Source organism: Streptomyces hawaiiensis, assembly GCF_004803895.1.
Taxonomy (GTDB): domain Bacteria; phylum Actinomycetota; class Actinomycetes; order Streptomycetales; family Streptomycetaceae; genus Streptomyces; species Streptomyces hawaiiensis.
In genome coordinates, this window is the sequence record NZ_CP021978.1 from 1816422 (window position 1) to 1831294 (window position 14873).

Here is a 14873-nt window from a genome sequence, read left to right on the forward strand (position 1 = left end):
CAGCCACGAACCACCGGCACCCGCGCTACAAGCTCACCCCACCGACGAGTAGGCGACGACTCCCCGCAACAACAGGTCCACGGCCTTACGCGCGTTCTTCACGACGCTGGACCCCTGCGGAGCAGCCGCGGCGATCTGCCCCAGCACGTCGATGACCTGCTTGCACCACCGCACGAAGTCCCCTGCCGGCATCTCCGCCTCGCGCAGCACCTCGTCGAGCCCCTTTCCGGAGGCCCACTCGTACGCGGCCCAGGCGAAGCCGAGATCGGGCTCACGCTGCCCGACCCCCTCGGTCTGGGAGATCCGGAAGTCCTCCTCCAGCGCGTCCAGCCGCCCCCAGATCCGCACCATCTCGCCCAGGGCGGCCTTGGCCTTCCCGGACGGCACCTTCGGGGCCATCGCGTCGTCCGCGACACGCGACTCGAACACCAACGCCGAGACGCACCCGGCCAGTTCCGCCGGGCCGAGGCCCTCCCAGACGCCCTCGCGCAGACACTCGCTGGCGAGCAGGTCCAGCTCGCCGTACAGCCGCGCGAGCCGCTTGCCGTGCTCGGTGACCTCGTCGGCGCGCAGATAGTCCAGCTCGGTCAGCAGCGCCACGATGCGGTCGAACGTCCGGGCGATCGTGTTCGTACGGCCCTCGATCCGCCGCTCCAGCTGCGAGGTGTCGCGCAGCAGCCGGTGGTACCGCTCGGCCCAACGGGCATGGTCCTCGCGGTCGTTGCAGCCGTGGCAGGGGTGCGCGCGCAGCGCGGTGCGCAGCCGGGCGATCTCGCGGTCGTCGGCCGCCTGGGAGCGCTGCTTGCGGTGCCGCTCGGCCGGGATGTGCCCGGCCTTGGTGCGCAGTGCCGAGGCGAGATCCCGACGGGACTGCGGGGAACGGGGGTTGAAGGACTTGGGGATCCGCATCCGCTCCAGCGGCTCGACGGGCACCGGGAAGTCCATGGACGCCAGCCGCTTCACCTGCCGCTCGGCGGTCAGCACCAGCGGACGCGGCCCGTCGTGGTGCTCGAAGCCGCGGTGGCCGTTCGAACGGCCGGCCGGCAGGCCCGGGTCCAGCACCAGTGCCAGGCCCGCGTACTTGCCGGTGGGCACATGGATGACGTCACCGGGCTTCAGCTTCTCCAGCGCGACGGCGGCCTCCGCGCGCCGCTGTGCCACGCCTTGCCGGGCGATCTCGTTCTCCCGGTCCTTCAGGTTGCGGCGCAGCCGCGCGTACTCCTCGAAGTCGCCGAGGTGGCAGGTCATGGAGGCCTTGTAGCCCTCCAGGCCCTCCTCGTTGCGCTGCACCTGCCGGGAGATGCCGACGACCGACTTGTCCGCCTGGAACTGCGCGAACGACGTCTCCAGCAGCTCGCGCGAGCGGTGCCGCCCGAACTGCTCGACCAGGTTGACCGCCATGTTGTACGACGGCTTGAAGCTGGAGCGCAGCGGGTACGTGCGTGTGCCGGCCAGGCCCGCGAGGTGCTCGGGGCTCATGCCGCGCTGCCAGAGCACCACGGCGTGGCCCTCGACGTCGATGCCGCGCCGCCCGGCCCGGCCCGTCAGCTGGGTGAACTCGCCCGGGGTGATGTCCGCGTGCTGTTCGCCGTTCCACTTGACGAGCTTTTCCAGCACCACCGAGCGGGCGGGCATGTTGATGCCGAGGGCGAGGGTCTCGGTGGCGAACACGGCCTTGACCAGGCCGCGTACGAACAGCTCCTCGACGACCTCCTTGAAGGTCGGCAGCATGCCCGCGTGGTGGGCGGCGATGCCGCGCTCCAGGCCCTCGAGCCACTCGTAGTAGCCGAGGACGTGCAGGTCCTCCGTCGGGATGGACGCCGTGCGTTCCTCGACCAGGGTGCGGACCCGGTCGCGCGCCTCCTCGTCGTTGAGCCGGAGACCCGCGTGCAGGCACTGCTGGACGGCGGCCTCGCAGGCGGCGCGGCTGAAGATGAAGGTGATGGCGGGCAGCAGCCCCTCGGCGTCGAGCCGCTCGATGACCTCGGGCCGGCTCGGCGTCCAGATCCGGGACCGCTGACGGCGCTCGCGCTCGCGGTCGGCCTCGCGCAGGGACCGGCCGCGCCGGCGGTCCTGGTACGAGGGCCGGCTGGCCTCCATGCGCGCCATGCGCGTGAGGTCGGGGTTGACGGCCTTCTTGTGGCCCTCACCCTCCTCGAACAGGTCGTACATCCGCCGCCCGGCCAGCACGTGCTGGAACAGCGGCACGGGCCGGTGCTCGGAGACGATCACCTCGGTGTCGCCGCGGACCGTGTCGAGCCAGTCGCCGAACTCCTCCGCGTTCGACACGGTCGCCGAGAGCGAGACGAGCGTGACCGACTCGGGAAGATGAATGATCACTTCTTCCCATACGGCGCCCCGGAACCGGTCGGAGAGGTAGTGCACCTCGTCCATGACCACGTAGCCGAGGCCCAGGAGGGTCTGGGAACCGGCGTACAGCATGTTCCGCAGCACCTCGGTGGTCATCACGACCACCGGGGCGTCGGAGTTGACGCTGTTGTCGCCGGTGAGCAGGCCCACCCTGTCCGTGCCGTAGCGGCGGCACAGGTCGGCGTACTTCTGGTTCGACAGCGCCTTGATGGGTGTCGTGTAGAAGCACTTCTTGCCCTGCTGGAGGGCGAGGTGGACGGCGAACTCGCCGACGATCGTCTTGCCGGAGCCGGTGGGCGCGGCGACCAGCACGCCCTTCCCCGCCTCGAGCGCCTGGCAGGCCTCGATCTGGAAGGGGTCGAGGCCGAAGTCGTACATCTCGCGGAAGGTGGCGAGCGCGGTGGCCTGCTCGACAGCACGCTTGCGGGCTGCCGCGTACCGCTCGGCCGGTGAGAGGTCCTCTGTCATCGTGCTTTCGAGCGTACCGGGCCGCACTGACAACAGGACGATCATTATCCGGATCCGTTCCTGTGAAACCCGGGATCGGCGCAGCTCAGGGGCAGCGGGCCTCAGGGGCCGACGACCCGCACGCCCCCGCGTACGCAGCGCGCGCTCAGCGGCAGCGGGCCGAGCGGCTCCCCGTCCGCGTACCCGGTGACGCCCTCGGCGGCGATCTCGACCCGGGCCGCCCGCAGCACCGTCACCTTCGGATGGCCGACGTGCGTCCCGCGGTACACCCTCGGAAACACCCGCAGCAGCGTCGTACGGCTGCAGTCCCCCACCACGGTGATGTCGAACAGCCCGTCGGTCAGGTCGGCGCCGGGACAGATCCGCATGCCGCCGCCGTACGAGGAGCCGTTGCCGACGGCCACGAGGGTCGCCTCGACCTCGCGGACCTCACCGTCGTCGAGCCGGATCCGGTAGGGGACGGGCCGCAACCCGGCGAGTTCGGCGATCATCGCCAGATCGTACTTGAAGCGGCCGGTGGGCCATCGCATGCGGTTGCCCCGGTCGTTGACGCGGGAGTCGAAGCCGGAGGCGAGGACCGTGCCGAACCAGCGGTCGCCGACCTGCCCGAGGTCGATGTCGCGGAGCCGGCCGCATTTGAGGGCGTCGGCGATCATGCGGCCGGCGGCGGCGGGCTCCCGCACGGGCAGGCCGAGGGCGCGGGCGAAGTCGTTGCCGGTGCCGACGGCGACCAGGCCGAGGGGGGTGCGGGTGCCCGCGACCGCCCGCAGCGCGAGGCCCGCCATTCCGTCACCGCCGACGGCGATCAGCGCGCCCGTGCCGCCCTCGACGGCCGCACGCGCGCGTACGAGGGCGTCCGCGGCGTCCTCCCCGAGGATCGTCCGCACCGAGAAGCCGGCCGCCCGCAACGCGGAAGCGGCCGGCTGCGCCGCGCGGGCGCCCCGGCCGCGGCCCGCGGTGGGGTTGACGAAGAGGGTGATCTCGCTGGTCACGCGACCGACCCTATGAGCTGCCTGCCGATCTTCAGGTCACGTCGTCATAACCGTTGACCCGGTCCGAGCGGTCCGAGCTCGCCTGCTCGGGCAGGGCGGCCCGGCTGGTGGTCACGGCCTCGATCTCGCCGATGTCGTCGGGGGTGAGATCCAGTTCGGAGGCCTCGTCGTCGTCGGGGCCGAGGGCCTCGCGACGGCTGCGTCGGCGGTCGTTGAGCAGCGAGAAGGCGGTGGCCGCGAAGTACAGGATCCAGATCGGCCCGGCGAGCGCCAGCATGGTCAGCGGGTCGGTGCTGGGCGTGGCGATGGCCGCGAACACCGTGATGCCCATGATCATGCCGCGCCACCAGCCGAGCATGCGCTTGCCGGTGAGTGCCCCGGTGAGGTTGAGCATGACCAGCAGCAGCGGCAGCTCGAACGAGAGGCCGAAGACGAGCACCATCCGCATGACCAGGTCGAGCAGGTCGTCCAGCGGAAGGAGGTTGGACGTGCCGCCCGGGGTGAACTCGAGGAGCACCTTCGCCGTGGTGGGAAGCACCGTGTACGCGAAGTAGGCGCCGACGATGAACAGCGGGGCGCCCGTGGCGACGAAGGCGTAGGCGTACTTCTTCTCGTGCCGGTGCAGGCCCGGGGCGACGAAGGCCCACAGCTGGTAGAGCCAGGCCGGCGAGGCCAGCACGACACCGGCCATCAAGGACACCTTCAGCGCCAGCGTGAAGGGCGTGAGCAGGCCGTTGATGGTGATCTGCGCGCAGGGCTTCGTGCCCACCTGCGACTTGGCCAGTTCCGCGAAGGTCTTGTCACAGCCGACCGAGTCGAGGATCGGCTTGGTGATCAAGTTGATGATGTCGTTGTAGAAGAAGGCGGCGACGACCGTGACGGCGACGATCGACACAATCGCCTTGGCGAGCCGGTTGCGGAGCTCGCGAAGGTGCTCCGCGAGGGGCATGCGCCCCTCGGGATCCCTCTCCTGCTTGCGGGCAGACTTCAGCAACCCACGTTCCCATCTCGTGCGGCGGGCCGGAGGTCACCGGCCCTGCGTCAGCGCTTGGTCGTGTCCGTGGGCTCGTTGACCGGACGCGAGCTGGTCACGTCGCCGGGCGCTGCCTGGATGGTGCGGTGCGCGGACTGCTCGTCGTTGTTGGGCGGGCCGGCCGGCGTCGTGGACGACTTGTTCTCGTCCTTCATCGCCTTGGCCTCGCTCTTGAGGATGCGGGCCGACTTGCCGAGCGACCGAGCCATGTCCGGAAGCTTCTTCGCGCCGAACAGCAGGATGATGACGACGAGGATGAGAATGATCTCGGGGGCTCCGAGCCTTCCGAACATAAGTCTTTACCTTCTCACCGAGGCGGCTGTGGTGGGGTGCTGTCCGACCGGTCGGACAAGTGTCCGAACGATCGTGCTGGCAGCGATCGTAACGCTCAGGGGTAAACGTGGGGCAATCCCTCTGCATCCCCTGTGCGTACTCCCGTCCGCGACCAGTGCCTCGTTAACCGGGCCGCGACCAGCAGAGTACCTGTACGAACCGCCGACGTGACAGGGCGAAGTGTCCCGAAACGCAACTCACAGCCGCCTGCCGGACGGCTCAGAGAGCGTCCGCGGAACGGGCGGCGCTCTCCGCGGCCCGCTCCAGGTCCTCGGCGGCCCGGTTGATACGGCGCGCCGAGTCCGTGACCTGCCTGCCCAGACGCTGTGCCGCCACGAAGACCCGCACGGCGAGCACCCCGAGCACGACGAGACCCACGAAACCCACAGCAACCGCGAACATCGGCCAGAACATGACGCCGAGCCTAGACCTTCCCGAGCGGGCGAACGCCCCGGCCCACTAGACGGTGGAGTGCAGCCTGAGGGTCCGCACACCGCCGCCGGTGAGCAGCTCCACGATCCGCTCCCCCGCGGGCTTGCGGACGGACGCGCCGCACTCCGGGCAGGTGAAGGAGTAGAAGGTGGTGCGGCTCGTGGCGCCGATGGCCAGGCGCAGGGCGCCCGCGGCGAGCTCGAAGCACCCTCGGCAGTCGGGGCAGCCCGCCTTGAACACGACCGGGGTCACGCTTCTCATCCCGGCGAACGCGGACTCCACCGTCATGCCCCGCACACCGGACGTCACCGACTCGCTCAAGCCCTCGCTCCTCTTTCTGGGGTCGTTCGCCTCCGGGGCGCCACGGCCGGTGTCGCGGATCGGGCCGTGCCCGGCCGTGGACCCCGGTGGGCGCCTGCGGCTCACTCGGGTCCGTCGCCCGACCCGTCCGGAACCGCGTGCGGCCCGCGCACGCCGGCCTCCACGACTCGAGCCGTCCGCACCGCCTCGATCCCGTCGTACGCCGCCAGGGCCTCGCGGGCCGCCTGCCGGGCGCTGTCGGCGAGCTCCGGCGGCGACACGATCCGGCCGTCCCGCCCGAGCCGCAGCGCCAGGCGCCGGAGCGACGCCGGTTCGGGGGTCCGCAGAGTGATACGCAGCCCGCCGTCCGGCAGCTCATCCGCACTGTCGTGCGGGTAGTACTCCGCGACCCAGCGGCCTCCGGGCCCGACCTCGACCACGACCTCCGGGTCCTCGGCCGCGGGCTGCACCAGCGCCTGCGAGAGGTCCCGCAGCTCGATCTCGGGCGGCGCCGACGGCTCGTCCAGGATTTTGATCTCGGCGACCCGGTCGAGCCGGAAGGTGCGGCGCGCCTCGGAACGGCGGCACCAGGCCTCGACATAGGTGTGCCCGACGCTGACCAGGCGGATCGGGTCGATCTCCCGCTCGGTGACCTCGTCGCGCGCGGGCGAGTAGTAGCGGATCCACAGCCGGCGGCGCTCGGCGATCGCCCGGTCGACGTCCGCGAACACGCCGCCCTCGGACTCGAAGGTCACCGACAGGCGCGAGCTGGCGCCCGCCGCCTCGCCGGCCGCGGTCTCGACCTTGGCCGTCGCCCGCAGCAGCGCCTGCCGGTCGCTCTCGCGCAGTCCGGGCAGCGTGGACACCGCCCGGGCGGCGACGAGCAGGGCGGTGGCCTCGTCGGCGGCGAGTCTGAGCGGCTCGGCGGCTTCCGCCGCGAGGGCGGCCGGGTTGTGCCACCAGATGCGCTCGCCGTCGGTGTCGATGTCGAGCAGGTCGCCACCGCGGAAGCTGGTGCCGCACATGGGCAGCACGTCGAGGTCGGAGACCAGTTCGTCCTCGCTGATGCCGAAGGCGCGCGCGACGTCCTCGACCCGGGCTCCGGGGCGCTCCTTCAGATACGTCACCAGCGAGAGCATCCGCCGGGTCTGGTCGATGGCGTTCACGGGCCTGACCGGTTTGCCTGCCACTGTCTCTCCGCTCCCCCTCAGCCCTTGGCCACGGCCCGCAGCCGGTCCACCACGTCGGCCCGCAGCTCGGCGGGCTCCAGGACGACCACGTCCGGCCCGAACTCCACCAGCCAGGCGTCCAAGCCGTGACCGTACGGAATCTCCAACTCGTCCCAGCCGTCGCCGAGTTCCCGAACGGAGGTGGCCTTCGCCCGAAGGGGGTATCCCGATCCCGTACGCAGCCGGATCCGCGCCGAGCGGTCGGCGGTCTCCCCGGCCCAGCCCGCGACGGTCTCCCGGACGGTGACGACGTCCGGCACGTCAGCGGTGTACCGGCCACCGCGCGAGCGGACCTTGCCGGTGATCCGCGACAGCCGGAAGACCCGCTCGGCGCCCCGGTCGCGGTCCCAGCCCGCCAGGTACCAGTGGCCCCGCCAGCACTCCAGCGCCCACGGCTCCACGTGCCGCTGCTCGGGGTGGGCGGCGGTGGCCTTGCGGTAGTCGAAGGCGACGGGCCGACGGTCCCGGCAGGCCAGCATCAGCGGCTCGAACGCCGACTCGTGCACGGGGATGCGCGGCTCCAGCGCGCCGTGCGACCCGTACGGGTCGACGTCCTCGGGGAGTCCGGCCGCGCGCAGCTTCTGCAGGGCGCCGCTGGCCGCTCCGGCGAGCCGGGCCTGCTGCCACACCTTGGCGGCCAGCCCGAGAGCGGCGGCCTCCTCCGCGTCCAGGGTGATGGGCGGGAGGCGGTTGCTGTCGCGGCGGGCCATGTAGCCGACGTCGCCGTCGAGGCTCTCGACGGTCTCGATGACCAGCCCGAGTTCACGCAGGTCGTCCTTGTCGCGCTCGAACATGCGGTTGAACGAATCATCGGAGCCGCTCGCGCCGTTGCCCGGCCCGAAGGCCTCGACGTAGGCCTCGATGGAGTCGCGCAGCTCACGCTTGCTGAGCGGCCGGCGTGTCCCGAGCAGACACAGCGCCAGGTTCATCAGCCGCTCGGCCTTGGCAATGGCCATCGACGCGCTTCGCCTCCCTATGGTGCTTACGAGCGATGACCGTACCGCCACACGGTGGCACGGCAAAAGCCGAGGGCCCATGCCCGAACAGGCATGGGCCCCACATGATCGAGTCTGTTCGGATCCTGCTCAGACCCCGAGCAGGTCGACCACGAAGATCAGCGTCTCGCCCGGCTTGATCAGAGGGGTCGGGCTCTGGTTGCCGTAGGCGAGGTGGGCGGGAACGGTCAGCTGACGGCGGCCGCCGACCTTCATGCCCTGTACGCCCTGGTCCCAGCCCTTGATGACCCGGCCGCCGCCCAGCGGGAAGCGGAAGGGGGTGCCGCGGTTCCAGCTGGCGTCGAACTCCTCACCAGTGCTGAAGGAGACACCCACGTAGTGCACGGTGACGGTCTGGCCGGCCTGCGCGACCGGGCCGTCGCCCTCCCAGATGTCCTTGATCTCGAGGTCCGCCGGGGGCTCGCCGCCCGGGAAGTCGATCTCGGGCTTGTCGATGCTCACTTCATCTCTCCTTGTTACGTGACCTGCGTCGGGAACAGTCTCACAGACCGGCCGGGTCAGACCGTGCCGAGGATGTCCACGGTGAAGACCAGCGTGTTCTTGGACAGCTCGCTGTTCGGGCTCGCGCCGTAGCCGAGGGAGGGCGGGATCACCAGCAGCACCCGGTCGCCCACGTGCTTGCCGACGAGGCCCTTGTCCCAGCCCGCCACCACGGAGCCGTTGCCGATCTGGAAGGCGGTCGCGCCGCCGTGGTCCCAGGAGGAGTCGAACTTCTTGCCGTCCTCCCACTTGACCCCGGTGTACTGGGCGATGAGGCCCTGGCCGGCCTCGACCTTCTTGCCGTCGCCCTTGATCAGCACCTGCTGCTTGAGGTCCTTGGGAGCCTTCTCGCCCTTGGGGACGGTGATGACCGCGGCCTTCTGCGACGGGGACTTCACCTCGGGCATGCCCGCCTCGGAGGCCGCCTGCTCGCCCTTGGCCTCGCCCTTGACGTCGACGCTCGCGGCCCCGACCGGGTCGACCACCCAGATCAGCACGTCCTTCGCGGAGATCCCGGAGGACGTGTTCAGGCTCTGGCCGATCAGATCACCCGCGGTGCCCTGCACCAGGATCCGGCTGCCGGGCTTCTTGCCCTTGACCGCGTCGAGGACCTTCTCGGGGAGCTGCTGACTCGGCTTGCCGATCTGCTCGATGGACTGCCGTCGGGGTGCGTTGTCACCCGTCGATCCCGCGGCCCAGGTGCCGCCGAGCTCCTGGCCACCGCTCCATTTCTCGACGGTCCAGTCCAGGCGGACGAAGTCCGAGCCCTTGATCGGGGCCCCGCTGCCCGCCGAGACCGTCTCGACCACGGTCTTGTCGGACGGCTTGCCGTCCTTGGGCACGGAGATCTCGGGCTTCGCCCCGACCTTCCCCTTGACCTCGGCGACGCCTCCCGCCGCGTCACCGTTGTTCCCGTCGTCCGACCCGCACGCGGCGGTGAACAACAGGGCGGGAACGGCCAGCAGCGCGGCCACGAGTCGTTTCGTGTTGTAGTTCATCAGTCCAACTGGGATCGGGGGTGGGGGGCAATGGCCGCCACTCTACGGCGTACACGCTCCCCGCTCGGTTCACCGCGCGACACGACGTCACCCGGGCCGGTTCTCCGGCCCGGGCGACGTCACTGGGTGTGCGGCTCGCGGACGGACGGTCAGGAAGCGCTGCCGCCGTCGAGCGACCGGAGCGTGCCGAGGAATGATTCCGCTCAGGCGGCTCAACCTCCCCAAAGTGAAACCTCTTACAGCAGACACGCGGAAAGCCCGCTGCCCGGAGGCGCGAACACCTCCGGGCAGCGGGATCACGGACGGACGGAGACGAATCCGGCCGGCGCCGGCTCACATTCCGGCGATCAGCTTCTCCACCCGGTCGTCCACGGAACGGAACGGGTCCTTGCACAGCACGGTCCGCTGAGCCTGGTCATTGAGCTTGAGGTGAACCCAGTCGACCGTGAAGTCACGGCGCTGTTCCTGGGCCCGCCGGATGAAGTCGCCGCGCAGCCGGGCCCGAGTGGTCTGCGGCGGAACGGACTTGCCCTCGAAGATCTTCAAGTCGTTGCAGATACGGGCCGCCTGGCCCTTCTTCTCGAGCAGGTAGTACAGGCCACGACGGCGGTGGATGTCGTGGTAGGCGAGGTCTATCTGCGCGACCCGCGGATTCGACATGGTCATGTTGTGCTTGGCGCGGTACCGCTCGATGAGCTTGTACTTCATGACCCAGTCGATCTCGGTGCCGATGCGGTCGAGGTCCTCGGCCTCGATCGCGTCCAGGGTGCGGCCCCACAGCTCCAGGACCTGCTCGACGGTGCCGGTGCGGATGCCCCGGCGCTCGCAGAAGTCCACGGCCTTCTCGTAGTACTCGCGCTGCACCTCCAGGGCGGAGGCCTCGCGTCCGCTGGCCAGGCGCACCTTGCGCCGGCCGGTGATGTCGTGGCTGACCTCGCGGATCGCCCGGATCGGGTTCTCCAGGGTGAGGTCGCGCATCACCGTGCCCGCCTCGATCATGCGCAGCACCAGGTCGGTGGCGCCGACCTTGAGCAGCATGGTCGTCTCGGACATGTTGGAGTCGCCCACGATGACGTGCAGGCGGCGGTAGCGCTCGGCGTCGGCGTGCGGCTCGTCTCGTGTGTTGATGATGGGCCGGGAGCGGGTCGTCGCCGAGGAGACGCCCTCCCAGATGTGCTCGGCCCGCTGGCTGACGCAGTACACGGCGCCGCGCGGCGTCTGCAGCACCTTGCCGGCACCGCACAGCAGCTGCCGTGTGACCAGGAACGGAATGAGAATGTCCGCGAGCCGGGAGAACTCCCCGTGCCGGGCGACCAGATAGTTCTCGTGGCAGCCGTAGGAGTTGCCCGCCGAGTCGGTGTTGTTCTTGAAGAGGTAGACGTCGCCCGCGATTCCCTCCTCGTGCAGGCGTCGTTCGGCGTCCACCAGGAGTCCTTCGAGAATGCGCTCGCCTGCTTTGTCGTGGGTGACCAGTTCGGTCACGTTGTCGCATTCCGGTGTCGCGTATTCCGGATGCGATCCCACGTCGAGATAGAGGCGGGCGCCGTTTCGCAGAAAGACATTGCTGCTGCGGCCCCATGACACGACACGGCGGAAGAGGTACCGCGCCACCTCGTCAGGAGACAGGCGGCGCTGTCCCCTGAACGTGCACGTGACGCCGTACTCGTTCTCCAGCCCGAAAATGCGGCGGTCCATGAGGGAACATTACGCCCGATCCCCTGAACTGAAACGGGGTTCGGCAGCACGGTTTGGATCATTTTCCGAACCGGCCGCAACAACCGCTCCCTCGCCGGGAGCTGCGACTACCCGTCCTGTCGCGGTCAAAACCAGCAAGGACACGCCACCGGCGACACCCGGCACCGCGAAGCCCCACAGAGCCCCGCCCGCCTCGACCACGGGCCCCGCGACGCCCGTTCCGACCGAGTGGCCCACGGTGAACGTCGTCACCAGCCAGGAGAACGCCTCGGTGACCGTGCCGCGCGGGGCATGCCGGTCGACCAGGACGAACGCGCAGGCGATGGCGGGCGCGAGGAAGACCCCGGCGAGCGCGGTGAGCGCCACCATGGGCACCGCGTCCGGCATGAGCATCAGCGGGAGATAACACACCACCAGAAGGGCCACCAGCACCCGCAGTCGCCGCGCCGGCTCACCGGCCCACTGCCGGGCCCCGTAGACGGCACCGCCGACCAGCGCCCCGAAGCCCAGGGCGGCCATCAGCCAGCCGTACACGGCGTCCCCGCCGTGGTCGTCCGCGTAGGGCACCGAGGCGACCGTGATGGAGCCGAGCGCCATCCCGATGAACAGGAACGCCGCCAGCAGCGCGAGCAGCCCGGGCGAGCGCAGCGCGCCGAGCCAGTGCGCCTCGCGCGGCGCCGACCGCCACGCGCGCGAGGGCGGCGACACCACCACGGACAGCGCCCCCAGCACCCCGACCACGTTCAGCACGAGCAGCGCGGCCTGGGCCGACCACAGGGACACGCACAGCGTCACGAGCAGCGGCCCGACGGTGAACATCACCTCCTGGGCCACGGCGTCCATGGCGTACGCCGTGTGCACCTGGTCCTCCCGCTTCAGGACCGAGGACCACAGGGCCCGCAGCCCGCCCTCCAGGGGCGGCGTGAAGAGCCCGGCGCCGGCGACGGCTGCGTAGGCGAGCGGCAGCGACCCGATCCCGGAGAAGGCGAAGACGGCCATCGCGAGCCCGGAGAGGACGGCCGCAGGAAGCTGCACACGGGGCTGCCCGCGCAGGTCCACGATCCTGCCCAGCACGGGCTGTCCCACGGCGTTGGCGACGCCGTAGACGGCCGCCAGGGCCCCCGCCAGGCTGTACGTCCCGCCCTCCGCCCGGACGAACAACACGATCGCGATGGCCGCCGTGGCGTTGGGCAGCCGGCCCACGAGCGTGCCGACGAGCAGCCGGGCGGCGTGTCGCGCCCGAAGGATCTCCAGGTATCCCGTGGCCATGTCCCCGCCTTAGGTTTTACGTATAACGTCGGCTTCCATACGTACCATGGCCGCTGTTCGCGAGTCCAGACGAAGGAGCAGGCCGACGGTGGCACGAGGCAGCACCCGCCCCACGAGCCGGGACGTCGCCCAGGCCGCCGGCGTCTCCCAGGCGGCCGTGTCCCTGGTCCTGGGCGACAAGTGGCGCGGCCGCGTCGCGGAAGCGACCGCCGAGCGCGTCCGCGAGGCCGCCCGCGACCTGGGCTACCGACCGAACCTGGCCGCCCGCAACCTGCGCCTGGGCCGCACCCGCACGGTCCTCCTGGTCGTCCCGGCCCTCACCACTGAGTTCTTCGCCGGTGTCTACACGGGCGCCGCCCGCGTCGCCGCCGAGCACGGCTTCGGCGTGGTCCTCTACCCCTCCCCCGAGGGCATCGGCCCCGCCCGCGACCCCTTCGCCTCCGCGCAGGCCGCACTGGACGGCGTGATCGCCTCCTCGATGGCCGCGGACGCGCTGACCGCGATCCGTGGGGAGGCACTCCCCCTGGTGATGCTGGACAGCGACCCCACCGGGAGCCTGGGCGCGGCGACGGTGAACCTGGACATCGCCGACGGCGTCCGCCAGGCCGCGGAGCACCTGCTGTCCCTGGGCCACCGCCGCTTCCTCCATCTGGCAGCGGACGTCCCCTCCTGGACCTTCGACGTACGCGCCCGGGAACTGGCGGCGCGGCTGTCGGAGGTAGCGGGCACGTCGATCCGCACGGCCCGCTCTCCGATCTCCATCAAGGGAGCGGTCGCGGCCGCCGAAGCCGGCCTCTCGGCTCCCGGCGTTCGCCCCACCGCCGTGATCTGCGACGACGACCAGCTCGCCGCCGGCACGTACAAAGCGGCCCGCCGCCTGGGGCTGCGCATCCCGGACGACCTGTCGGTCACGGGCGTCGACGACCTGGCCCTGGCCACGGCCATGGACCCGGAACTGACGACGGTCCGCCTGAACGCGGAGTTGTTCGGGGAGCGGGGCATGGGGGCGCTGTTGGCCGTACTGGAGGGCCGAGCGCCCGAGGAAGGGGACATCCCGGTGCAACTGGTGCTACGAGGCTCCACGGCCGGGCCCAGCTGACGGTGCCCGGCGTCGGTGCAGGGGCCGAGGCGTCGCGCAACTCGGCGCGACGAGGTACCGCTGCGCCCACCCGTGCCGCCCTGAGCGGCACGCATGCCCGCAGCGGGGGGGGGCGGCCCGCAGCAGTGCGTCTGCGGCGCCAAGCGGGACGCTCCCGCACCCGCGTACGCACAGGGGACGTGTCGGGGAGTGTTGGCCCGCAGCGGTTGGAGCGTCAACGAACAGTCAGCCGGTACGCAACCCCATCGCGCCAATCCGAGGACGGACACCCCCCGACGCGGCCCCGACCCACCACCCGGCGGCGCACGCGCAGGCACGCACACGACAGCGCGCCCCGGACACGAACCCGGCCCGGGACGCGCCGCACCACACCAGGACTACTCGGCGTCCTCCGACCCCGCATCCTCCGTACCGCCACCGTTCGCCGCGTCGAGCAGCCGGGACAGCTGGCCCCCGGTGATCCGCCTGAACTTGCGCTTCTGCGGGCGCGTGCGGTCCAGCACCGCCACCTCCAGCCGCTCCGCGGGAATCTCCCGCTCGCTGCCGTTGGTGTCACGGGACAGCGCCTGCACCGCCAACTTCAGCGCCTCCGCGAGCGTCATGCCCTCCTGGTGGCGCTGGTCCAGATAGGTGCTGATCTGCTCGGCATTGCCGCCCACCGCGACCGAGCCGTGCTCGTCCACGATGGAGCCGTCGTGCGGCAGCCGGTAGATCTGGTCGCCCTCGGGCGTCTCCCCGACCTCCGCGACGACAAGCTCCACCTCGTACGGCTTCTCGGCCGCGCTGGAGAAGATCGTGCCCAACGTCTGCGCGTAGACGTTCGCCAGGCCCCGGGCCGTCACATCGTCCCGGTCGTAGGTGTAACCCCGCAGGTCGGCGTAGCGCACGCCGCCGATCCGCAGGTTCTCGTACTCGTTGTACTTGCCGGCGGCCGCGAAGCCGATCCGGTCGTAGATCTCGCTGAACTTGTGCAGCGCACGGGAGGGGTTCTCGCCGACAAAGACGATGCCGTCGGCGAACTGCAGCACGACCAGGCTGCGGCCACGGGCGATGCCCTTCCGGGCGTACTCCGCCCGGTCGGCCATGGCCTGCTGGGGTGAGACATAGAACGGCGTCGACACCGGTTATCCGTCCCTCTCTTGAAGATTCCGTCGGTTCA

At 70.8% G+C, this 14873-nt stretch carries 14 protein-coding genes; 1 reads left to right on the plus strand and 13 read right to left on the minus strand.

What is annotated here, in order from left to right; genetic code table 11:
• Positions 1 to 33: 33 nt before the first annotated feature.
• From CEB94_RS08410 to CEB94_RS08465, 12 genes are all read right to left on the minus strand, one after another.
• Entirely contained in the window at positions 34 to 2883 is a 2850-nt protein-coding gene (locus CEB94_RS08410; RefSeq protein ID WP_175431562.1) for a DEAD/DEAH box helicase, read from the minus strand.
• A 56-nt stretch (positions 2884 to 2939) separates the two neighbouring features.
• Complete coding sequence (locus CEB94_RS08415; RefSeq protein WP_175431563.1) at positions 2940 to 3830, minus strand: diacylglycerol kinase; 891 nt, start codon at positions 3828 to 3830, stop codon at positions 2940 to 2942.
• A gap of 31 nt (positions 3831 to 3861) precedes the next feature.
• Complete coding sequence (gene tatC / locus CEB94_RS08420; RefSeq protein WP_175431564.1) at positions 3862 to 4824, minus strand: twin-arginine translocase subunit TatC; 963 nt, start codon at positions 4822 to 4824, stop codon at positions 3862 to 3864.
• Positions 4825 to 4871: 47 nt separating this feature from the next.
• Positions 4872 to 5156: a Sec-independent protein translocase subunit TatA gene (tatA, locus tag CEB94_RS08425; protein ID WP_175431565.1), complete on the minus strand. Its 285-nt coding sequence runs from the start codon at positions 5154 to 5156 to the stop codon at positions 4872 to 4874.
• 259 nt (positions 5157 to 5415) lie between these two features.
• Positions 5416 to 5610, minus strand: a complete 195-nt coding sequence (locus CEB94_RS08430; RefSeq protein ID WP_175431566.1) for a hypothetical protein — start codon at positions 5608 to 5610, stop codon at positions 5416 to 5418.
• Positions 5611 to 5655: 45 nt separating this feature from the next.
• Positions 5656 to 5949 (minus strand): hypothetical protein, encoded by a 294-nt coding sequence (locus tag CEB94_RS08435; RefSeq protein ID WP_175431567.1) that lies wholly within the window; start codon positions 5947 to 5949, stop codon positions 5656 to 5658.
• Between the two features lie 101 nt (positions 5950 to 6050).
• Positions 6051 to 7118: a helix-turn-helix transcriptional regulator gene (locus CEB94_RS08440; protein ID WP_175431568.1), complete on the minus strand. Its 1068-nt coding sequence runs from the start codon at positions 7116 to 7118 to the stop codon at positions 6051 to 6053.
• A gap of 17 nt (positions 7119 to 7135) precedes the next feature.
• Positions 7136 to 8113, minus strand: coding sequence for a helix-turn-helix transcriptional regulator (locus CEB94_RS08445; RefSeq protein WP_175431569.1), 978 nt, complete (start codon positions 8111 to 8113; stop codon positions 7136 to 7138).
• A gap of 129 nt (positions 8114 to 8242) precedes the next feature.
• Entirely contained in the window at positions 8243 to 8614 is a 372-nt protein-coding gene (locus CEB94_RS08450) for an FKBP-type peptidyl-prolyl cis-trans isomerase (protein WP_175431570.1), read from the minus strand.
• Positions 8615 to 8670: 56 nt separating this feature from the next.
• Positions 8671 to 9651, minus strand: a complete 981-nt coding sequence (locus tag CEB94_RS08455) for an FKBP-type peptidyl-prolyl cis-trans isomerase (protein ID WP_175431571.1) — start codon at positions 9649 to 9651, stop codon at positions 8671 to 8673.
• 333 nt (positions 9652 to 9984) lie between these two features.
• Positions 9985 to 11346: a Pup--protein ligase gene (gene pafA, locus CEB94_RS08460; RefSeq protein WP_175431572.1), complete on the minus strand. Its 1362-nt coding sequence runs from the start codon at positions 11344 to 11346 to the stop codon at positions 9985 to 9987.
• Positions 11347 to 11355: 9 nt separating this feature from the next.
• The gene (locus tag CEB94_RS08465) at positions 11356 to 12615 is read right to left on the minus strand and encodes an MFS transporter (RefSeq protein WP_175431573.1); all 1260 of its coding nucleotides are present in this window, start codon (positions 12613 to 12615) and stop codon (positions 11356 to 11358) included.
• 46 nt (positions 12616 to 12661) lie between these two features.
• Here CEB94_RS08465 and CEB94_RS08470 point away from each other — a divergent pair, with 46 nt between their 5' ends.
• Positions 12662 to 13714, plus strand: a complete 1053-nt coding sequence (locus CEB94_RS08470) for a LacI family DNA-binding transcriptional regulator (protein ID WP_175431574.1) — start codon at positions 12662 to 12664, stop codon at positions 13712 to 13714.
• A gap of 377 nt (positions 13715 to 14091) precedes the next feature.
• Here CEB94_RS08470 and prcA read toward each other — a convergent pair whose 3' ends face one another.
• Positions 14092 to 14835, minus strand: a complete 744-nt coding sequence (prcA, locus tag CEB94_RS08475; protein WP_175431575.1) for a proteasome subunit alpha — start codon at positions 14833 to 14835, stop codon at positions 14092 to 14094.
• Positions 14836 to 14873 lie beyond the last annotated feature (38 nt).